The sequence below is a fragment of the Gracilibacillus timonensis genome (genome assembly GCF_900086715.1).
In the GTDB taxonomy this organism is placed as follows: Bacteria; Bacillota; Bacilli; order Bacillales; family Amphibacillaceae; genus Gracilibacillus; species Gracilibacillus timonensis.
The window spans coordinates 1,983,031-2,005,381 of sequence record NZ_FLKH01000012.1 but is presented as its reverse complement, the minus strand read 5'-3'; the positions used below and the strand labels follow the sequence as shown (position 1 = coordinate 2,005,381).

The 22,351-nt window shown below is 36.5% G+C and carries 14 protein-coding genes; all 14 read right to left on the bottom strand.

What is annotated here, in order from left to right:
• Positions 1-5: 5 nt before the first annotated feature.
• The 14 genes from BN6556_RS20555 to BN6556_RS20490 all read right to left on the bottom strand — a co-directional run bounded on the left by BN6556_RS20555 (position 6) and on the right by BN6556_RS20490 (position 22,349).
• Positions 6-2,582, bottom strand: a complete 2,577-nt coding sequence (locus BN6556_RS20555; protein ID WP_078060198.1) for an exo-rhamnogalacturonan lyase family protein — start codon at positions 2,580-2,582, stop codon at positions 6-8.
• A gap of 268 nt (positions 2,583-2,850) precedes the next feature.
• The gene (locus BN6556_RS20550; protein WP_066195795.1) at positions 2,851-5,187 is read right to left on the bottom strand and encodes a glycoside hydrolase family 2 TIM barrel-domain containing protein; all 2,337 of its coding nucleotides are present in this window, start codon (positions 5,185-5,187) and stop codon (positions 2,851-2,853) included.
• Positions 5,188-5,271: 84 nt separating this feature from the next.
• Positions 5,272-6,774 (bottom strand): extracellular solute-binding protein, encoded by a 1,503-nt coding sequence (locus BN6556_RS20545; RefSeq protein WP_066195791.1) that lies wholly within the window; start codon positions 6,772-6,774, stop codon positions 5,272-5,274.
• Positions 6,775-7,060: 286 nt separating this feature from the next.
• A complete protein-coding gene (locus BN6556_RS20540) occupies positions 7,061-8,599 on the bottom strand; it encodes an extracellular solute-binding protein (protein ID WP_066195789.1) in 1,539 nt (512 codons plus the stop codon).
• Between the two features lie 56 nt (positions 8,600-8,655).
• Positions 8,656-9,525 (bottom strand): carbohydrate ABC transporter permease, encoded by an 870-nt coding sequence (locus BN6556_RS20535; RefSeq protein ID WP_066195786.1) that lies wholly within the window; start codon positions 9,523-9,525, stop codon positions 8,656-8,658.
• Positions 9,526-9,542: 17 nt separating this feature from the next.
• Positions 9,543-10,466, bottom strand: coding sequence for an ABC transporter permease (locus tag BN6556_RS20530; RefSeq protein WP_066196698.1), 924 nt, complete (start codon positions 10,464-10,466; stop codon positions 9,543-9,545).
• 773 nt (positions 10,467-11,239) lie between these two features.
• Positions 11,240-14,392: a CBM96 family carbohydrate-binding protein gene (locus BN6556_RS20525; protein ID WP_066195782.1), complete on the bottom strand. Its 3,153-nt coding sequence runs from the start codon at positions 14,390-14,392 to the stop codon at positions 11,240-11,242.
• A gap of 743 nt (positions 14,393-15,135) precedes the next feature.
• Positions 15,136-15,825, bottom strand: a complete 690-nt coding sequence (locus BN6556_RS20520; RefSeq protein ID WP_066195780.1) for a YesL family protein — start codon at positions 15,823-15,825, stop codon at positions 15,136-15,138.
• A gap of 664 nt (positions 15,826-16,489) precedes the next feature.
• On the bottom strand, positions 16,490-17,980 hold the full coding sequence (locus tag BN6556_RS20515) for an extracellular solute-binding protein (RefSeq protein WP_392388605.1): 1,491 nt from the start codon (positions 17,978-17,980) through the stop codon (positions 16,490-16,492).
• Between the two features lie 75 nt (positions 17,981-18,055).
• Positions 18,056-18,898 (bottom strand): sugar phosphate isomerase/epimerase family protein, encoded by an 843-nt coding sequence (locus BN6556_RS20510; protein WP_066195778.1) that lies wholly within the window; start codon positions 18,896-18,898, stop codon positions 18,056-18,058.
• Between the two features lie 24 nt (positions 18,899-18,922).
• Positions 18,923-19,705 (bottom strand): 2-dehydro-3-deoxy-D-gluconate 5-dehydrogenase KduD, encoded by a 783-nt coding sequence (kduD, locus tag BN6556_RS20505; RefSeq protein ID WP_066195773.1) that lies wholly within the window; start codon positions 19,703-19,705, stop codon positions 18,923-18,925.
• A gap of 11 nt (positions 19,706-19,716) precedes the next feature.
• Positions 19,717-20,547 carry a 5-dehydro-4-deoxy-D-glucuronate isomerase gene (kduI, locus tag BN6556_RS20500; RefSeq protein ID WP_066195770.1) on the bottom strand — a complete coding sequence of 277 codons (831 nt, stop codon included), beginning with the start codon at positions 20,545-20,547 and terminating at the stop codon, positions 19,717-19,719.
• A gap of 21 nt (positions 20,548-20,568) precedes the next feature.
• Complete coding sequence (locus tag BN6556_RS20495; RefSeq protein ID WP_066195767.1) at positions 20,569-21,252, bottom strand: rhamnogalacturonan acetylesterase; 684 nt, start codon at positions 21,250-21,252, stop codon at positions 20,569-20,571.
• The gene (locus tag BN6556_RS20490; protein WP_066195764.1) at positions 21,249-22,349 is read right to left on the bottom strand and encodes a glycoside hydrolase family 88/105 protein; all 1,101 of its coding nucleotides are present in this window, start codon (positions 22,347-22,349) and stop codon (positions 21,249-21,251) included. The genes BN6556_RS20495 and BN6556_RS20490 overlap by 4 nt, the downstream gene beginning before the upstream one ends.
• Positions 22,350-22,351 lie beyond the last annotated feature (2 nt).

The window sequence follows — 22,351 nt, the reverse complement described above, 5'->3', positions numbered from 1 at the left end:
GCATATTATTCTCTTGAATATATGTTATTAAAACCTGACAGCTCATACAACTTTACCGTTTCAATATAATTTAGACTCCACTGTGATATACCATTAGTATTTACGAACTCAACCTCTTGAATTTTACGGATATATTCTTGATTTTCTACATCTGTATATACTACGTTTCCCTCTTTGTCTATCTTGCCTGGCGTATTGGAATTGAATGCTGGCTTGTCATTTAACATATCTATTGATTGTTGCATACGAGAAGGATTCTGATACCAGTATCCTGCAAACGCCAACATACGTATAGCAAATCTCACGCCTCCCCATGCAATATCGTTACTTTCATTAAATAATCCATTTGAATTTTCTTTCCTTTCCTCAGGTGTCATAGCATAATAATCACCAAACTGTGCTAACATATCCTTAAATTCTTCATCTTCCAATAAATCAGCCAGCTCAAACCACACCTCTGGACCGCCAAAACAGATCACCATATGATATTGGTAATTTCCCTCACCTATATAGTGCATATATCCTGTGTGTGAATCATAATCAAATTTCGAACCAGAAGAAAGACGATTGGGAGCCTGTTTGATGCTATTTAAACCTGACATGATCTTATCAAGGTACTTCACATCTCTAAACCGTTCCCAACGGGTCATCCAATTGGATACAAAAGAAGACCAGTCCGGACCTGTTCGAGCTGTACCACCATCCTTATCAATCAAAAGATTCTTCCATGCAAAATCTGCATCTTTAACAAAATCCATAATATCCCCAATTCTATCATCACCAGTCAAATAATAATAAAATCTATGGTGACCAGCCATTGAAATACGTGGTTCCTTGGAATCACAACCCCAATGGCGTACATTGTGCCGACTGCCGAGCATAGCATATTTTCCGAGATGGTATATGTCCACCTCACTCGTATGTCGAGACATCGCACGTGCAAAACGATATATGTTATAGTCACCCGTGCGAAGAAATGCAAGCCAGTTGACATAAGTGTTACAAAGCTCTGTGTTCTGCCATGCAAATCCACCTACATCATACCGCCAACAGTGACGCACTGGGTCGTACGTATGCATAACATCACCATAATCCCAAAAACCATACCATTTGCGTTGCTCCACTTCTCTCATATAAAATTCCAGGAATCCGATAAATGCTTTTTCATGCGCAGGATTCTTGTACTGTTCTTCTTTAGGCTCACACCAATACGTACCGAATACCTTAGTGTCTTCATAGGCAGATAAGTCAGCTATAAGTAACGAATCCGTCTGTACATCGTCAGCAAAATCTATGATTTCATTCTTCCCTGGCATCTCATCAAACATTTTTATAAATATCTCATTGGTATTAGCAATACCTTCTGGATGATTGTTTATACCACCGTATGAAAACTCATGTTTGTTCGTATCATACGACCTAAAATCAAAAGATTCGGCATACTTGCTCCAAAGCCAGACTGTCATTGTTGGATTATCTTCAGTAGCATCCGTTATTTCAAGTGCCCTCGGACACTTTTGCCAGAAGTCTTTAACTGCAGTTGAGAGAATCACACTTTCGTCGCCAAAGAAAACAGCGCCTCTAGACCGGTTTCCTTGTGCTGCAGGGATAAAAGCACACCCAGATCTTGTCTTTTTTTCAATACTGTAATGATCGCAGGAACCCTGATGGAGACGGAAATTCCCCCAAGAAGCATTATCCCTTACATTCTCTAGAAAACTCCCTTCAGACACCGGATCAATTTCTACAAATTGACCATGCACCTGTTGCCTTTCATATGCAGGATGAGTTTTCTTTTCCATATACATAGGTTGCACAGCTTCATAGAACATACCAGTATCACCACTAAAGCCTACATGACGGTTCCACATCTCCCCACTTGCTTGTAAATCAAACTCCACCGCAAGCCCTTTCAAGAAATCATTTTCGCAATCCGCGTCATAAACAAAACTGTGTACCATTTTAATCTCGTCACTGTCAGCGTAAAAATATAGCCTAACTACAAATGGAAAAATTTGATTTTTGTGATTCACGTATTCGTGTTTACCTTCAATTTTTACAACTGATCTTATTGGCCCTTTTTCTTCTAAAGTAATTTTCTCCGTATAACCTATTAGCTTTTCTATCATAATATTTTCTAAACCGTGCTGCTCTTCTCTGTTTTCAATAAATGCTGTTAATTTTGCCGATACAGACTTTTGATTGGTGTGTTTACGCAATAAAGAAGAGATTAAAACCTCCCCCTTCTGAATAGTACAAGAAAGTAGTTCACTATCTACAGTTACAGCACCATCCACAGTTTGAAATGCAGTAATGACACTATTAATTTTTATTCCTTGACCTTTATTAATTTTATAAGATTTTCTAGTGTCGAGTACGCCACTATGCAATAGCCATTTAACAGAACCATCCGGCCAATATGCATTAACTTTGGTCTGTATAGGCTCAATATTTCCCGTCTGATCTATCAACGACACCGATTCTTCAGGCAACAAAGCACCTTGCGCCCACGGCGAACCAAAGCTTACTGGGGTTCTCTTTGCTTTTCTTGGCGTTAACCAATCAAAATCTAATTTTGACATAATTCTTTTCCTCCCTTTATTTTAAATTAGTTTCCAGCTTTGTACATCCCAGCTTTTTCTGGGATGTGTTACAGCACATTCAGCGATTACAAATAGAGTGAGCCTCTATCCACGTTAGCTTCCTCCCTTTTTAAAACCACTTCGTCCGACCAAGGGAGTCGTATGTCTAAAAAACGGATGAGTTCAGGTATCTTTGGCGCAGCTCCATCATTACTCGCCTAAGTCAAAAATTGAACTTAGGATCTGCTGTGAGTCTTCTTTCAACAAATCATAATTTTCTTCTAACAGAGTTAATGATTGTTTGAGCATTTTTCAGGCTCTGTGCACTTGCGTTAAGTTCTATTACACCCTCATTATGATTTGCTTGAATAATCACTAAACATTTTCCATTAAATGCAGAGCGTTTTTTTTCTTTGAAAGATTGATTACTGTCTAAATTACCATTATCCAGACCAATAATCTTTCCTTCACCTTTTAATTCAAACGTTATATCATCTTCTGCATACGGATAACATATTCCCTGCTCGTCCGTTACGCTTACTTCTACTAAGGAAACGTCACGAGCATCAGCTACAATTGTTGTCCTATCAGGAGTTAGTTTAATTTGTTTAGGTGTTCTAGATGTTTCCATTTCATGAATGCTTACCTTCTCATTATCAACATAACCGATAGCCTTAATAGTTCCTGCTTTATACGGTAGGTACCACGTCATCATACGATCCGGAAAATCATTTAGATACTTATCACCCAATAACTCATTGTTTAAATACAATTCGACCTTTTCACAATTTGTAAAGGTAACTATTTTAATCATCTGGTCCGTAAAATGAGGGAATGTCCAATGTGATGCCATTTTTGGTGCATTCCAATGCAATTTTTCTAATGGCTGTTTGATACTATCATCAAAAGCAGCAATATGAACCATTGGCTCCTCCCTCCATACGCTCTGTTGAAAATAAGATAAAGGCTTTCTATTTCCACATGTATTAATGATTGATGCTGCCCACCCTTTATTTGGCCATTTCACAGCCTCCCCGACGTAATCAAAACCGGTCCATAAGAATTGACCAATTACATAATCGTTTTCAGCTACATCGAACCATGGATTAATTGGTTCGAAGGCTTTATAGAAATGTTTGTTTCCTCGAAAGAAAGGGTAGGTTTCGCTTCCCAAAATAATAATGTCGGGTTTTCTTTTTTTCAATTCGGCATACCATTGCTCTTGGTAATTTAAACTTGCAATATCCATGTGCTCTACCATACTCATAATCACATCAATTTTCTCTTCAAATACTTTAATATCATCCACTTCTCCAGGTGGCCTAATAGCACAAGTAACTGGTCTTGACGGTTCTTTCTCATGTACATAATTTACTAACATTTTTAAGGTATCAACTGTTTTCTGTGATCCTTGATCTTCTACTTCGTTCCCAACACTCCACATAATTATGGAGGGATGATTTCGATCCCGTAATATCATAGCATCTAGATCTGTTTTCCACCAATTTTCAAATATTTTTCCATAACTGCGAGACCACCATTTATCAAAGATCTCATCAATTACAAAGAAGCCCATTTGATCACATAAATCAAGTAACTCCCTGGTCGGAGGGTTATGACTACATCTTATTGCATTACACCCGATTTCCTTAAGGGTTTGAAGTCTACTTTCTAACAATCGTTCTGGCACTGCAACACCTACACTGCCCGCATCATGGTGAAGATTTATTCCTTTTAATTTTACTTTTTCTCCATTTATAGTCATTCCGTTTTCGCTTGAAAACAACACTTCTCTAATTCCGAACGAGGTAATATATTCATCAACTACTGATTCCTTCACAATCAAACGACTCACTGCATAATAGAGAGAAGGAGAATTCGGTGACCATAGACGAGGATTTGTGATTACAAATGATTGTTTAGTAGTATTTGTTTCTCCTGAATTTAAAACGACGTCTTTTGATTCACTTGTAATCAGCTGGTAGCTTTTATCATATATATGAGTTTCCAATGTGAAAGACTTAGCAGAATGATAATCATTAGTCACAGTTGTTTCTAACTCAACAGTAGCTTTTTTTTCTGAAATAACCGGAGTCGTAATTGCAGTACCCCAAGTTTTAATATGTAAGGGATCACTAATAGTAAGCCAAACATGTCGATAAATTCCTGATCCAGTATACCATCGACAGTTTGGTTGATCTGAGTTATTTACTCTTACTGCAATTACATTCTCTTTTTCCACATTAATATATGGTGTTAAATCATAACAAAAACCTACAAAACCATATGGACGTTTATCAATATAGTGACCATTACACCATACTTCGCTGTTGTGATAAACACCGTCGAAATGAATAAATACTTTTTTATCTTCAGCCTTTTCAGGCAAATAAAATTTTTTTCTATACCAACCTATTCCACCAGGTAAGAATCCACCACTCGCGCCACTTGGATTTAATTCATCAAATGGGCCTGATATACTCCAATCATGTGGGACATTTAATGTTTGCCAATTTGAATCATCAAATTCAATTTTATACGCGTCTTGTGGATCTCCCTTACAAAAAGACCAATCAAAATCCATTGTTAACTCTTTTCTTAACATAATTTTTTCACCTCATGTGTATATGTTTAGTAATAACACCCTCTAAAATCCTTAGAGGGTGTTAGAGTTAAATTGCTTCTATATTTATTTTCTACTTTGATACAAATCGTTTATCTCTTGTGTAACTTGTTGCATCCCTTGATCCTTTTTTAATTGTTCAACAAAATCATCCCATGCTGTAATCGGTTCATGACCAAGAATAATTTTTATTTTTATATCAGTCATATTTTTACGTATTTCTGGTAAATATTTCTCGCTTGATTCAGTAACTAAGCCGGCAGCTACTGGACCCACACCAGTTTTGGATTTCTCATCAATTATCTCTTTATATACTTCTTTTGCATCTTCAGGGAAATCGCTCTTGTATCCATTTCCATAAGGATCCGCTACAAAAACAATTTGGCTAAAGTTACCTAACCCATCTTCTTCAACTTTTTCTTGATCTATCTCAAGTTCACCATCTCCATTTAAAGTATGATGTACCCCTTCAATACCGGTATGATGTAATTTAAATATATCATCTTCCATCCATGTATCAAGCATACCTAAGATTTCTTTCATTTTTTCTTCTGGGACTGTTTTCGGAATGGCATTTCCACCATTATATCCTGTTCCTTTTGGATTATAACCATTAATGTTCATAACAGGTTGAAAATCAGTTAACTCATAATTTGAATCATTTTCAGATATTATATCGTAGAAATATTTAGCAGATGAGGCAGTTTGAATCATAACTCCTGCATCTCCACCAGAAAACATATCTTCTTTTTGAGTATTTGTGAGTGATGCAAAATCTTCTGCAATTAAACCTTCTTCATACGCTTTCTTCATATACTCAATTCCTTCTCTCATTCCTGGAAGAAAAGCAGAATAAATCAACTCTCCATTTTCTTCCTTCCATTCCCCTATTACTCCTGTAAACATAAATTCAAAATTTTCAAAATCACCCATAGAATCATCCCAAATCGCTCCCGTAAACCCTGTTGTATCATCCTTACCGTTCTGATCCGGATCCTGCTCGCTAAACGCTTTCAAAACTTCATACAGTTCTTCATCCGTTGTAGGCATTTCCAAACCAACATTTTTAAGCCAATCTTTCCTTAAAGTAAAGAAGTATGAGCCTTCAGATGGACGTGGTCTAGGTACGAAGTAATTCGCGCCATTTAGACTACTAAGTTCCCATGCTACCTCAGGGATTTTATTTTTTAAGTTGGGATAATCATCTATATATGATGAAACATCCCAAAATGCCCCTTGTTCAGCAGCATCCATAAATACAGGATTTGTAAATGGATCTTCATTAGGTATCAGCACCAAATCTGTGAGTTCTTCTGACACCATTGCAACATTGAATTTATCTTGATAATTATTTGAAGAATTCCATTGAATATTTAATTTAGTGTTTGTCTTTTCCTCTATGGCCTGTTCGAGAGCATTATCATCACTAGGTGGTGTCGCACTGTAAAATTGAGTCATAATACTAATTTCCGTTGAATCTGTATCTTTTTCAGAGGAAGTCCCTGAATTCGTTTCATCACAAGCCGATAATAATATTACAAATAACAATACAAATAAAAATTTTTTCATTTTCTTTCAACCCCCTAATATTATTTTTCATCGTTCAATTTTCAATATATTTGATAGATCCAACCATCACCTCCCTTCTTGTAGTAATGAATAAATAAGAGGAATGAGTGCAACCATAGTATTACTATCTGCTAATCTCTCTTTCCAAAAACAAAGAGAATATCCTTACGTTCCAATATTCAGATAATTAAAGCCATTTTTTCAGTCTAGACAAAATAATTTATCTCTTTAAGTGATCAATAAGTTCACAAGTAATTGTGATAATATTCATTTAATCAATGTATTTCTACTGTCTTGACTCATATACTTCGTTAATCTCTTTAGTAACTTGTTGCATCGTATTATCATTTTTCAAATCTTCAATAAAGTTGTCCCAAGCAGTAATAGTTTCATGCCCAAGTATAATTTTCACTTTTAAATCAGTAATATCTTTCTTGAGTTCAGGTAAATAAGTATTGGAAGATTCTGAAGTCAGTCCTACGGCTACAGGAGCCACGCTGGTTTTTTCTCTCTCATCTTGAATTTCTGAGTATTTCACCTTTAACTCCTCTGGGAACTCAGGTTTGTAGGCATTCCCATAAGGATCCGCAACGTACACTATTTGGTTATAATTACTAATACCATCTTTTTCAACCTGATCACTGTCTACAACCTTTTCACCGTCTTCGCCAATTGTATAATGAATTCCTTCGATACCTTGATGTAAACTAAATATATCATCTTCCATCCACTTATCAATCACTGTTAATATTTCTTTCATCTTATCTTCAGGAACAGTTTTGGGAATAACAAGTCCTCCATTGAATCCAGTAGCTTTTGGATTATAACCATCAATATTAATAGCTGGGGTCAAATCTGTCATTTCAAAATCGGAATTACTTTTTGAAATTTCATCATAAAGTAATTTAAACCCTCCTGTATTATCACTCTTAACTCCTGCCTTACTGGCCATGAAAATTTCTCTGGATTTCTCTGAAGTTATAGAAGCAAAATCTTCTGGAATTAGTCCTTCCTTATAGGCATCCGTTATAAATTCAAGTGCATCTCTAATTTCTGGCAGTAAATCTTTATAAACAAGCTTTCCATCTTTCTTTGCCCACTCACCATTCACTCCAGTAAATACATCTTCAATTAATCCAAAGTCACCCATGTCTTGATCATTAATAGGACTAGTAAATCCTGTTGTATCATCTTTTCCATTTTGATCTGGGTCTTCTTCTGTAAAGGCCCTCATTACTTCATAAAGTTCATCCACTGTTGTTGGCACCTCTAAACCTACATTTTCCAACCAATCTTTTCGAAAAATAAAAAACCAATCACTTTCAGATGGACGAGGTCTGGGCATTGCAAAATTTGCACCATTAATTTGGGTTAACTCCCACGCTGATTCTGGTATATACTTTTGAAGATTAGGATAATCTTCAATATAAGGCGTTATATCCCAAAATGCTTCCTGCTGAGCTGCTTGAACAAAAACAGGATTAGATAATATATCTACATCTGGTACTAATACTAAATCTGCAAGTTCTCCTGAAGCAATTGCAACATTAAATTTGTCCACATAATTTTGGGCAGAGGCCCATTGTATGTCTAGTTTGGTATTTGTTTCTTCCTCAACTGCTTTTTCAACTTGATTATCTGAAGACGGTGGGGTTGAGCCAAAGAAGTGAGTCATAATTGATATTTCTATTGGTTGACCATTGACCTCACCATCATCGCTATCATTTAGATCATTTTCAAGCGTTTCATTTTTGCTAATATCATCACTACATGACACCAATAACATAGAAAAAATTAACAATATAAAAAATGATATATTTCTCATCTTTTTTCCTCCCTAAGTGAAGTAAAACTAATAATTAAAAGCATTTTACACATATATTACTCTTTGATTGATCCTATCATCACACCCTTAGCAAAGTGTTTTTGTAAGAATGGATAAACACACAGAATTGGTACAATCGCTATAATTACTGCAGCCATTTTTAACTGTTGACTGGGTGGCGGTGCAATTGTTGGGTCGGCTCCACCTAGGCTACTTCCTGATGAATCAATTAACATGTTCTGAAGTAAAACTTGTATTGGCCATTTACTTGGATCATTTAAATAAAGTAATGCATTAAAGAATTGATTCCAATACTGTACTGCAAAAAACAATCCAAAGGCTGCAATTGATGGTAGGGATAGTGGTAAAATTATCTTTATCCATGCCGTGATCTCATTGCACCCGTCAATTAATGCCGCCTCTACTAATGAAGTAGGTATACTATCATAAAATCCTTTCATTAGTATGACAAACCAACCACTAGTTAGCGAAACAAGGATGACAGCCCATAGACTATTAAGCAAACCCAATTCTTTAACCAGTAAATAATTCGGAATAATCCCAGGAGTAAATAAAATCGTAAATAGTACGAGCATTAATATAATTCTTCTACCCATAAAATTTCTCCGTGACAATGCATATGCAAATGATGACGTAATAACTAAACTACATACAGTACCGACTACCGCTAAAAAAGTACTAACACCGATTGCTTGTATAAATGTAGGAGCAGATAATAAGTATCTATAAGCATCGATCGACCAATCTTCTGGCCATAATATAATTGTTTTTCGAACGAATTCTGCTGGTTCTGTAAAGGAAACAACAAAAACATAATAGAGTGGGAACATGGTAACTAAAGCTACCAATCCAAGAAAAATAATATTGGTAATATTAAAGATTTTTTCACCTGAACTTAGTTTCACAATAATTCATTCCTCTCTTAGTAAATTCCTTCTTCTCCAAAACGTTTTGAGATTTTATTTGCAACAACAACGAGTACTAACCCTACTAAAGATTTAAATATACCTACCGCTGTACTATAGCTAAATTGCCCCTGCTGGATACCCACTCGGTAAACATACGTATCAAAAACTTCAGCTACTTCAGAAACCGCACCATTATACATAAGAAATATTTGTTCAAACCCTACTTCTATTACATCACCTAAACGAAGAATTAATAGTATAACAACCACGTTTCGAATCGCTGGTAATGTTACATGCCATATTTGTCTAAATCTATTCGCTCCATCTATTTTTGCTGCTTCGTATAATTCAGTGTTTACTCCAGCAATAGCAGCAAGGAAAATAATTGTACCCCAACCTACTTCCTTCCAAATCGATTGCCCAGTTATTAAGAACCAAAAAATATCTGGATTTGTGAGAAAATCAATTTTAGCAAAACCAAGTTCGTTAATAATAAAATTAACAATCCCATCTGATTTACCTAACAGAATAAAAGATAGACTTGCAATGATTACCCATGATAAAAAATGCGGAAGATAAACCAAAGACTGTACTGTCCTTTTGTAAAACTGACTCCTTAATTCATTTAATAAGAGTGATAGAATAATTGGTAATGGAAAGAAAAATATAATATTTAAAAAACTAATCGCTAGCGTATTTCGAAGTAACATCCAAAAATCGTCATTGGTAAAAAATCGTTGGAAATGTTCGAATCCTATCCACGGGCTTTCTTTAAATCCAAGATATGGAGAGAAATCTTGAAATGCAATTGTGATACCATACATAGGTAAATATTTAAAAATCAAAAAATACATGATACCAGGTAGCGCTAATAAATATAGGTATCGATCACGTTTTAAATTTCTAAAAAATTGAATTTTGTTTTGTTTCTTTAACATTTTGTTTTCTTTGATTTTACTTTGATTCTGAAGAGATAAGCCATTATCACTCATCTGTACTCACTTCCTTCCTGTATTTTCTATATGATTAATACTTTTCTTAGAATACACGATTTTGAAACCGCTTAAATTTCATCGTGATTCACACTTAACATCTTTTACAATTTCAAATTTAGCAAGATGATTAGTTCCTAGCAATCATACTCTTTTGACAACCCTTATTATAACTCTTTGCACTTTTTTAATTTTATTATATTATTTTTATGTATCTCTTTTATTTCCTGTTATAGAAGCATTTCAACCGATTTTCCTTTATATTAAACGAGCGCTTAATATTGTTAAATCATTGTTTTAAAATTAGCTAAAATCTCATAGAAATAGACACTCGTAAAAATTAATTGCTAACTATATAAGTTTAATTAAATAATTTCTCACTGATCGGATAAGTGCTCTGTATCCATTTACGCGGTATGGTGAGATAACTAAGGAATAAATAAATGTATTCTCTGGGTTATCTCACCATACCGCTACCTTTCAACAGAGCTGAAAGGCAGGTGAATAACTATTCACACGAATGGATCAAACGAGGTATTATCAGGAAATCATGCGAGCAAAGACATACTTGTAACACATTTTTGTTACATTTATAAGTTCAAATTATATATATGACTTTTAGTTCGCAATTTTCGCGAAAAAGAAAGCCTGTAAATTATTTACAGACCTCTTTGTACTCAATTTAACTGTATCTATGCCAAATCATTTTATGAGATTTATTACTCTACAAACTCTTGATATACTCTTACTTTATCAATATATGATACACCAGATGTATCCGTAAAAAATTTAACCTCTGCAATATCTGTTATGGGTGTTGCCAACGGCTCTTGGCTCAACATTTTCGTATCGTTAATATATAAATCAAAGGTATCAGTATCAGTATTAATACTCACATTAATCTCAAACCATGTTCTACTCGAATAGGATTGCAATGTTACCCACTCCTTGTTCGAGTCCTTGTATACAATATTACCAGAACTATCAAAGGCCATTTCTACTACCGTATTTCCTGAGCTATCATATACGGTTGGTGCTCCAAACCAATCATCCCTATCTTCTTTATAGACCCTAGACTCTAATTCAACGATACCATTCAACGGAGATAAGGCATGCTTTGTGTAGGCCTCATTGGACGAAGGTGTCTGTAACCCATATCCCGTTTGGCCATTGTATAACAAATCGCGTGTTACTTGAGTGTATCCATTAGCAACTGGGCTATTATCAGACCCAAAGTCAAACTTGAGATCCACAGATGGATTTTCTTCAGTTTCTGTAACTGTTATACCATTTACACGATCACTTAAATCCAGATTTAATTGACCGTCATTTATCGTTGTTGTGAAAGTATTCTCTGAAAACTCACCCTCATCAGAATGGAATGCGCCTTCATCAACACCTTCAATAGCAATACTTGTTTCATTCCACGCTTCATTATCTCCTGCAATGATTGTTACATCATACTGACCATTCGGAACGTCCACTAAGAAAGAATAATCAGAACTGATTATAAAATCTCGACGAATATCATCAGGGTCTCCACGATCTCGATAATCGAATTGTGAACCAGCCCCTTCAATTTTAAGGCTAGTATCTAACTTTCCAGGGTTATTATCAATAGCTACATCCCCTTGATAATCCCAACCTGAAGGGAGGCTGTTAAACTCTTCATTAACGGAATAATTTGTAGTTAATTCAGGTAGAGAATCAGCCACTTGTATCCTCACTGTTTCATACGCATCGATATCAACTACCACGTCATCACCGTTTGTTGTAAACGATTTAGTACTGGTTGATACCCAATCGGCATGCTCATCATAATAACCTTTCGTCATTGTAACAGGTCCATATAAAAGTAAATTTTTTAATTCAAAGTCAGAAGCCGTTTTACTTGCAAGGGCAACTGTTTTATCATCTTTCTCTACAGCAATCCCCACGCCCTTATTGTCTGTTGTGTAGACAACATCTATGCCACGGATTTTTTGTGTGACGGTTGTTGAATCTTTTGCAAGCTCATTAAAAAATTTCAACTCAGTACCACCAGCAGCTCCTGGTTGTTTCGTCGCTAGATCATACCACAACTGTTGAAGCCATAAATTGGTTTTCCTGATGTGTTCAATATTACTATTGGATACTTCCGGACCATCTTCCCCATACTTATAGAGACCCATATAGTTATCACGGCTGAGATATTGATAGATGTTATAAACTGCACCACCAGCAATCGTAGAAATATCTAAATAATCAGAATTCGTATTTTCACCATTTGTTTCCATAATCATTGGAAGATTATGACCGTAGTTATAAGGATAATATTGTTTATCATCCCAAAGTCCTTGTCCAAAACGAATCGCCTCATCTGTTGTGTGGATGTAAGGATCATAACCTACAAAGTCAATACTTGTCGTTTCACCATCAGCTCTCGCTTCCTCATTCTTGTACAAGAAATAGAACTGTGATGAGTGGAAATTCATTCTTGTCCAGACTGGATAATCTGACTCTTTAACAGCATCACCTAGATTTTGCGCCCAAATATAGAAAGTGTCATATATAAACCTATTTTCTGAAGAATAACCTCCAGCATCATATTGCTCTTCGGCGTATGGATCGTATGAACGACCACCGTGAATCTCACCACCTGGTTCGTTGTTGAGTTGAACTCCTACTACAGTTTTTTCATCCCCATGTTGATAGTTATAGTCAGCAACATGATCAAACAGAGTTTTCAAAACTGCATACTCCTGTTGCCTCAAATTCGGATCATTTTGTGACATAACAAATTCATACACGACTTTATCAAGACTGACATTTGATGATTTATTACGTAGTACTTCACCCGTTGAAGATTCCGCCTTTTGATAATTCCGAAGTACATAATACGGCACTCTGAAGTCTACTGTTCGTTTACTGGTATTTGATCCAAACCACATGAGTTCCAGTTTTATATCTGCTTCTGATGCCCACTCGATAAGTTTATCTACCTTAGACCAATCATAGACATCCTCTCTAGAGATAACAAGCTTTGGTGCAAGTGTGGTTCCAGTAACACCATCTATGGAAACATCGACATTATTATCTACTTTCAAAACAAAACTAGCCTGCTTTCCGTCTGTATAAGCATGACTATTAAGAAAGTCAGTTACATCAAAGTCATAAGCTGCTACTTTATTAACAGGATCGTACGTAGCGGTTCCACCGATATCAAAATAATCACTACCTTCTGTTCCCTCAAGGTCATACCCATCATGAAAAGAAGAACTATTATTCCAAGTCATTGTCGATGCATCCCAAGAATCGTCTGACACCCCGTAAAGATGCAAATCGGCAGTACCATTATCCATATCATTCACATAAATTCTGATTTTCGCAGCGTCAGCATCTGATCCTGATATATCAGAAAAGTCAAATTTAAAGTATGATAAAGCCTGCTCACTCTGATCAGAAGTATCATTCTCAACCTTCATGGAGTCACTTGACGAAAAATTGGTATTCGCATTAGCTCCTCCTGAAATATAAGTTGATTCATTTGCTGTGTACACTTGGTCAGGTTGAACCATCGACCACAAAAGCTGTGAATTAACCACGGTAAAACCATCATCCGCTGCCTGTTGATATATGTCTTCAAACTGCTCGTCTGTGTAATCCGTTTCATTCAAGATATTATCGTATCTTATCTGTACACCATTATAAAAAAAGGGTTCTCCACCTACTTTCATGACTTCTTTATCAGAAGATGTATCAACATTAGAAACGTCCGAAACTGTTTCTCCATGTAAAATAGTAGAAGCCGATGGTAAAGGCATTATTCCGATCAATAAAATAATAGCACACGAAATAACAATTATATTCGTTCTAATTCTTCGTTTTGACAAGATATTTACCTCCTTTTTATTAACTGAATTCAATCTTTTTTGCGAGTCAATATACCATAAGTAAAGCAAGCGTTTTCATTTTTTTAGGTTATAAGAATCTTTGTTATCATTTCATCGCCCCTTCTTAACAAAATATAATGTTACTGTGAAAACAGAGATGTTTGTTCAAGATGCATGACAGCAGTCATTTATAAAGCTATCACCTTTAATCCTTGACGAAAATAGCATTTTTTTGAATTACACAAAAAAAATATTATATTATTTTATATTTATAACACTATTTTAATACATGTTCTTGAAATGCCTTCACTTTGATTGGTTTTATACAAATAACTTTTATTAATTTATCAGGAAGAAATATGATGGATTTTTTATTAAATGTTAGATTTTCTCATAAGTCATAAGAGAGACTATTATTGAAAAGATTTGTTTTATTTATTGGAACAAAAGAGAATAGAAATTCGACTACTTTTATAAATTATAGTGCTGATTACATTTAAGTTTGTTAATGGTAAAAAAAAGAACTCTTAAACCATGTTTAAACAACTAGTCATAATTTAAGGTCTTTTTTTACAAAAAATATGTATTGATATAAATTCTGGATTCCCGAAAAAACATTATTTTATAACGAGAGGAGAACATGGACTTGTCGCGATTTGAAGACAGTCTCGTTGTACATTCCGGGAATGCAAGATAAATGCCCAGACATTACTTTTTAAAAAACTACAAATTCTAATATTTAATCATCGTGCAAGCAGGTCTAATTTTTTGTACTTGCGGTAAAAGCCTGAAAATGCGAAATAAGAAATGATAGCCCCAGTAAAAAATGGAATAAGAAAAGTAAACTCTTTTAAACTTATATATATAAAAAGTCCACTGATTAAACTAAGTTCAATTGTCAGAATTGGATTCCCTAATGTAAAAAACATTGCATTCTTAAGTGCTGTAAACAATGTGGTTTGTGCGTGAACAATGATTGAAAAAAATTGAAGAGAAATAACAAATAAAATGAAAGTCAATAAAATAAAAAAAGCCAGAAACAGACCATTTTCATTAGTGTTTAGATAAAAATAACAGTTGATTGCAAGTAAAGTCCAAATAAACACAAAAACAAACCCTCCTAAGATACTCTTCTTATATTCTTCTCTATAATATCTCCAGAATGAGCTTAATATGTTGATTTCGTCACCCATCACCCACTTTCTTACTATAGCAAACATAGCTGTTGTTGCAGGAAATAATAACAATGGTGATAGAATAAAAATAATTATACCAGTTAACACTAATTGGCTTACAGTCTCAACTAATAAAAGATTATATACAAAAAACCATATCGGCAGATTAAAAAAGAACCATAACAAGTTAACCGTTGTCAATCTTGTTATCCATAACGATATTTTATAAATAACTCCTATAAATCCACCTAATTCCATAAGAAACACTTCCTTTCAATTATCAATCATATTGTTTAAGAGAGCAATATCTAATTACATTTACTTGACATCTTAACCACAAGTATAGTTTCCGTCAATAATACATTTTTGATTTAAAAAATAAATAAATGAGTACTGCAAAGAATATTAGGTAGTAAACCAATTTAGCAACATTTTATGGTTTCGCGTTATTTAGTATCGAAATAGAGACGAGATGATTGGCAAAGCAAGGACTAGAATATAACCCATCTCAAAATCACTCTAGTCTTTACTCGAATGGTTAGGTCTGTTTTCACCTTTCCCTTGTATGGATGGAACAACTACCCTGATTCTTACTGGTACTCTAATTAAAATGGTGCATGAGCAGATCAAACAGCTATTTTTGGTAAGAATAGGGAGAATAAGAAGCAGCAGCTTGGTATAATTGGATAACCTTATGTAACAATATTAATTGCTATCTTCATAATGACGAATCGAAGTTTGTTTTTATGAGGATGATGTTAAGATAAAATTAAACATAAGAAGATCTTACTATCCAATGACAGCACTGATCTCCTTACGAAAATGATAGAAAGTTTGATATAAACATCCAAAATATACCAAAACATTTTCACGGTTGATATTAACCCCTACAGTCTAGTAAACATTTTTTATTTCCTAATTATTACTGATTATACTCTTCGATAACTTGCGTTCCTCCAGCTTCTTTCCATTTTTCAATTGCTTGATCGAAACCGTCATTATCTATTTGACCAAGAAAATATTGATACGTTGCATCTGTCATAATTTGCGTTAATGTTTCTGATTGAGCAGCCCAGGTTTCTGATTCTAGTGAGGTAGTTGGATCATGAACCAAATAATCATTATTATCCATGTATAATTCATCTGCCTTTGTTCGTGGTTCATAATCAAAGAAACCTGTGTAGCGGCCATTTGTGTCAGGCTCGCCAATTTCTAATGAAGTATATGGTAGTATCTCACGGTTAAAAGCTTCTCTATTTTCTTCGATTACCTTTCCTTTTCCATCTATCACTTCATAATGTTCACCTTCCACCCCCCATAATAGGAGATTCGCTCCTTCCGGTGTCATCAAATAATCGAAAAACGATAAAATACCTTGTAGCTTTTCCTCTGTTTCAACAGCTGCTTTTGGAAAAATCAGCATACTTCCATAACCAGGGATTGCTCTTGTACGATACTCACCATCTGGTCCTTCGATATAATGGTGTACGTCAAATACAACATCTGGATTGATTGCCAGTGCATCTTGATACATAGCTTCTACATCGCCCATTGTTCCAATATATACTCCAGCTGTACCATTTTTAAGTAATTCCTGTTGATCTACTTTGCTTGTTACAGGCGCATCTTTATTGATATAGCCATTATCAAATAATTGCTTAAAATAATCCATGGCTTCTCGATATTCAGGAAACATGAATTGTGGTAGTAGCTGACCGTCCTTTTCACCCCAATTATTAGGAGCTCCATGCCATGTAGCAAAGTTTTCGAAGGTCCCTAAAATTTCTCGATCAGTTAATCCAATTGTATCGTCTTTGCCATTGCCATCTGGGTCATCTTCGGTAAAGGCTCTCATCATTTCATATAACTCATCCACATTTCCAGGTGCGTCAAGACCTAAATTATCTGCCCAATCCTTTCGATAAATGAGCCCTTGTCGGGACAATGGTCTACCAGCATATAAGGTATATATTTTGCCATCCACCGCCGTGTTTTTCAAAATATCCTTGTTGAGTTTCGATAAGTTTGGATAATCATCTAAATAAGGACCAATTTCCCAATATTGATCATCTCGAATGGCATCCTTTTGTTGATCTAAAGTGACATCTTTTAACAGAAAGACATCTGGAAGATTATTTGTGGCAATAGCGGTATTTAAACTTTCTGCATAATTGTTATCTGGCACCCACTTAATATCTAATTCGGTGTTCGTTTCTTCCTCGATTAATTCTTCTAAACGTTCGTTTGGAACTTCCGGAACATGTAAGTTCAACATAATCGAAATTTCCTGTGGTTCCGAGTCACTAGCTGCTTGCTTATTTTCTGAATTGCTTTCCTGTTCGGCGCAGCCCAAAAGCAATCCCCCGGTTAAGATAATGCAGCAGAAAAGAAATACTATTGACCGTTTTTTCATTATCATTTCGCCCCTTTTATCAGAAATGTGATCTCTCACCCGTCCTGAAACAGTGAACATGTAATTTATTCCAGATTAAGATTCCCGATACATCCGCTCTAGATAACGCCTTCCCTCATCAATATAAGGCTCTTTCGTATTTTCCATGCATACCTCCATAAACGGTTTATTTTTTTTGATCCATGCAAACAGAAGATCATAGCGCAACTTCCCCTGTCCGACCGGAACCATCTTAACCTTATGATCTTCTATGATAAAGTCTTTGGCATGCACTGCTACGATTCGATCGCCAAACAAAGCAAACGACTCTTGAAAAACGCCCTCCTGATCGTGACAGTTATCAGGAGTCATATAATTGGCAGGATCAAATATTACTTGCAGCTGAGAGGAGTCAATCTCATCGAGTAGTCTTTTCATTTTCGCAGGTGTGTGAATGGGGTGGTTCACACCACCCTCGATTCCTACGGTCACTCCCCATTTCCCTGCTTCATCGGTTAATATACGAACACTTTCAACGACTTGTTGAAAGGCCTCCTCGGTAAAATTGCCCTCGGTATAGCCCATTTTTTCATGCACATTCCCTGTCTCTGAAGCTACGATACTGCAGCCAAAATCCCGTGCCAAACGAAGATGCTCCTTAAATCGATCAAGCAACTTATCCCGCTGCTTTTCATCTGGATGTATCATATTAATATAGCAGCCTAAAATCGCAATATTCACTTCATGTTGATTAAAAACATGTTTGATATGCTTAGCGTAACCTGGGCTAAGCGATCCTGTAACTGTAGAAACATTCTTTATCGACTTAGCCAGCGCTAATTGCACAGCGTGAAATCCCTTTACGGAAACTGCTTTCGCTATTTGATCTAGTTGATCATAAGCCAAATCATGTGCCCTTATACCTAATGGAAGCTGCATTTCTATCCACCTCTTTCCTATCGTTTATCTTGCCAGCCATCCACCATCAACAACCAGTACATGACCATTCATATAATCAGAGGCTTTACTTGCCAAATACACCACTGTACCCATCAGCTCACTTGGATCTCCCCATTCTCCAGCAGGAATACGTGCCAATATTTCAGCATTACGCTGCTCGTTTTCACGGATAGGTGCTGTATTTTTTGTAGCAAAATAACCTGGTGCAATGGCATTGACTTGAATGCCATTGCCTGCTAGTTCATTAGCAAAGGATTTCGTCAAACCAGCTACCGCATGCTTACTTGCGGTATATGGTGGAATAAACTTGCCGCCCTGAAAGGATAACATCGATGCAATATTAATGATTTTGCCACTTTGTTGTTTTACCATCTCCACTGCCGCTGCTTGACTAAGTAGATACAACGCATCCAGGTTTAGTGCCAACACATCATCCCAATCCTTTTCCTGGTATTCCAGCAGTGGATTACGGCGAATGGTTCCCGCATTATTAATCAGTATATCCACTGCACCGAAGGCTTCGTGACAAGCCGGAATAACCTGCTTCACTTGATGTCTGTCGGAAAGATCTGCTTGGTAAAAAATCGCCTTGCTTACTTTGTCCGCTAATGCTTCTTTCGTTTCCTCCCAATTGGTACCATGTGTCACAATGAAGACATTGGCACCAGCCGCGGCGAGGGCTACGGTATAAGCCCTACCTAAACCCGTATTTCCTCCTGTAATGACGGCGGTTTTTCCTGCTATTGAAAAGTAATCTAATGAAAAATCTTGCAGTTCTTTTCCCATGTCATCACCTCCTAGCGTAATGCATCCATGCTAATATGATCCATATCGGTATACGTGATGTTTTCGCCACACATTCCCCAAATAAACGTATAATTACTCGTAGCCGTACCACAATGGATCGACCAGCTTGGCGAGATCACGGCTTGTTCATTCTTCAAAATGAGATGTCTTGTTTCTTGAGGCTCCCCCATAAAATGAAAAGCTCTCGTATTTTCTTCCATATCAAAATAAAGATATACTTCACTTCTGCGATCATGAGTATGTGCTGGCATCGTGTTCCAGACACTTCCCGGCTGCAACATCGTTAGTCCCATTTGCAATTGACAGCTTTCACAGACATTTGGATGAATATACTGATGAATCTTTCGTTCATTTAATGTTCCTTTTTCGCCTAATTCCAAAGGCTTGATATCCTTCTTGGCAATTTTTACGGTTGGATAGGTGTAATGTGCTGGTGACGATAATAGATAAAATTTGGCTGGTGCTGCGTCATCATCTGATCCGAACCAAATCTCTTTTGTGCCACGACTCACATAAAGACCATCATGCTGATTCATTTCATAACGTTCGCCATCTAAGGTGACATATCCCTTGGCACCAATATTAATAATGCCTAATTCTCTTCGCTCGAGGAAATAATCAACTCCTAACTGTTTATCCAAGGCAACTGTTAGCTCTTTGACAGTAGGTGTCACCCCGCCAAAAATCATCCGATCCACATGCGCATAAGTTAGTTGTACACTTCCTGATTCAAACAATTTTTCCACTAAGAATTTCTCTCTTAATTCTTCGGTAGTATACCTCTTAATCTCTTCTGGATGATTCGCGTAACGTACATGCATCATCAATTCCTCCCTTTTATATCATTTGCACTTGTTATAGACAGCCAATGGATGGCCGATCTGATCTAATGCTTCCACGCATAATTTACAATGGGCCTCTGCCCCTGCCTCGGTTAAATGGGTATCATCCATCTCACCCTCAGGATAATTTGGGTAGAGCCCTGGCGGCAACTGCATAAACAAAGATTTAGACTGTTCTGCACCTAGCTCGTTTAATAACTGACTCGACCATTGCAGCATGTCGATACAGTCAACCCTTTCTTGTGCCGCCAGCTTTCTAACTGCTAATGGATAATAACCATGGGTATGTTCTAATATACCATGTTCATTGAATTGTCTTCGTGCGATGGGTGTCAATAATATCGGTGTTACTTGGGCAGACTTGGCGCGCTGGATAAAAAAGTGTAAATTGGCCTGATAGCTAGAAAATGGCTTGGTAGCTCGTTCTGGGTCAGATTTTTGGTCATTGTGGCCAAATTGAATAAAGACATAATCACCTGGCTGCCATTCTGACTCCATCTCCTGCCATCTCCCCTCCGTTCGAAAGGATTTAGAACTCCTTCCAGACATAGCATGATTTCGTATACTTACCAGCGGCTCTAAATAATGAGTTAACGTCTGTCCCCACCCCATCCGCGGATATCGATCGCTTCCATAAGCAGACATCGTAGAATCACCCGCTAAAAAAAGCCGAATAATGGTCATCCTAACACCTCTCTCTTAGCCCGGCTCAACTGCACACTTGCTAAGATAAAAGCGCCTACTCCGTGTAAATCATTGGTACTTGTCTCACGCTCTACATAGTAATCATAAGTACCAATAGAGGTTCCGATACAAATATCATGCAATTGGAATCGACCTTGTTGTTCCAATTCCACTTTCTCTTCCAACAAACCTTGATAGGCCTTTTCTGCTTGTTGTAAAAAGGATATGTCTACATAACCTTGTTGAACTGCTTTAGCAATGGCATAGATAAATAAACAAGAACAAGAGCTTTCTAAATAATTGCCAGCGCCACCTGGCTTATCGACGACTTGATACCATAATCCTGTCGCTTCATCTTGAAATGAAATCAATGCCTTGATTAATTGCTGTACCACCTCTGTCAATTCGAATCTCTTTGGATGATCAGCTGGGAACATTTCTATCAAGTTTGTCGTCACCATTGCATACCAGCCTAATGCCCTCCCCCATACCTCCGGTGCATGACCTTTTTCCGTTGACCATAGGGCTTGTTTACTTTCATCATAGCCATGGTAATAAAGGCCATTTTCTTTCTTCGTATGTTTTCGCATTAAGGCTTCCTGTTTCATCACTACATTCGTTAGTTCCGGCTCATTAAAGAGCTGACCATATTGTACAGTGAAAGGACCTGCCATATATAAACCATCTAACCACATTTGATAAGGATACTTATCTTTATGCCAGAATCCACCTTCTTTGGTTACATTTAACGTATTTAATAAATGTCTGAGTTTGCTAGCAGCGATTTGATATTTGCGCTGATTCGTCTTTTGATACAATGACAACAATAATAATCCTGGCTGAATCGCATCTAATTCACTTCTGGCAAAATAGAAATTCCCTTCCTCATCAATCAATTCATCTACATACTCCTTACAGTACGCATAATAGTGCAACTCATCTGTTCGATGAAAGATATCCAACACACCGCAAAGAAATACACCTTGATGGTAATGCCAGCGATTAGCTGGTGGTAGTTCCATTGGCTGGTATTGTGCCATCAATGTATCTGCTGCCTTTTTCGCCCAGTCAAGTGCTGTTAATTGTTGGACGACCATAT

Bases quoted from the DNA above. Each gene is read 5' to 3' on its own strand.
- BN6556_RS20550 (WP_066195795.1), bottom strand. From the start codon at position 5,187: ATGTTAAGAAAAGAGTTAACAATGGATTTTGATTGGTCTTTTTGTAAG.
- BN6556_RS20555 (WP_078060198.1), bottom strand. From the start codon at position 2,582: ATGTCAAAATTAGATTTTGATTGGTTAACGCCAAGAAAAGCAAAGAGA.
- BN6556_RS20495 (WP_066195767.1), bottom strand. From the start codon at position 21,252: ATGACCATTATTCGGCTTTTTTTAGCGGGTGATTCTACGATGTCTGCT.
- kduI (WP_066195770.1), bottom strand. From the start codon at position 20,547: ATGCATGTACGTTACGCGAATCATCCAGAAGAGATTAAGAGGTATACT.
- BN6556_RS20530 (WP_066196698.1), bottom strand. From the start codon at position 10,466: ATGTTAAAGAAACAAAACAAAATTCAATTTTTTAGAAATTTAAAACGT.
- kduD (WP_066195773.1), bottom strand. From the start codon at position 19,705: ATGGGAAAAGAACTGCAAGATTTTTCATTAGATTACTTTTCAATAGCA.
- BN6556_RS20515 (WP_392388605.1), bottom strand. From the start codon at position 17,980: ATGAAAAAACGGTCAATAGTATTTCTTTTCTGCTGCATTATCTTAACC.
- BN6556_RS20540 (WP_066195789.1), bottom strand. From the start codon at position 8,599: ATGAGAAATATATCATTTTTTATATTGTTAATTTTTTCTATGTTATTG.
- BN6556_RS20490 (WP_066195764.1), bottom strand. From the start codon at position 22,349: ATGGTCGTCCAACAATTAACAGCACTTGACTGGGCGAAAAAGGCAGCA.
- BN6556_RS20520 (WP_066195780.1), bottom strand. From the start codon at position 15,825: ATGGAATTAGGTGGATTTATAGGAGTTATTTATAAAATATCGTTATGG.
- BN6556_RS20510 (WP_066195778.1), bottom strand. From the start codon at position 18,898: ATGCAGCTTCCATTAGGTATAAGGGCACATGATTTGGCTTATGATCAA.
- BN6556_RS20545 (WP_066195791.1), bottom strand. From the start codon at position 6,774: ATGAAAAAATTTTTATTTGTATTGTTATTTGTAATATTATTATCGGCT.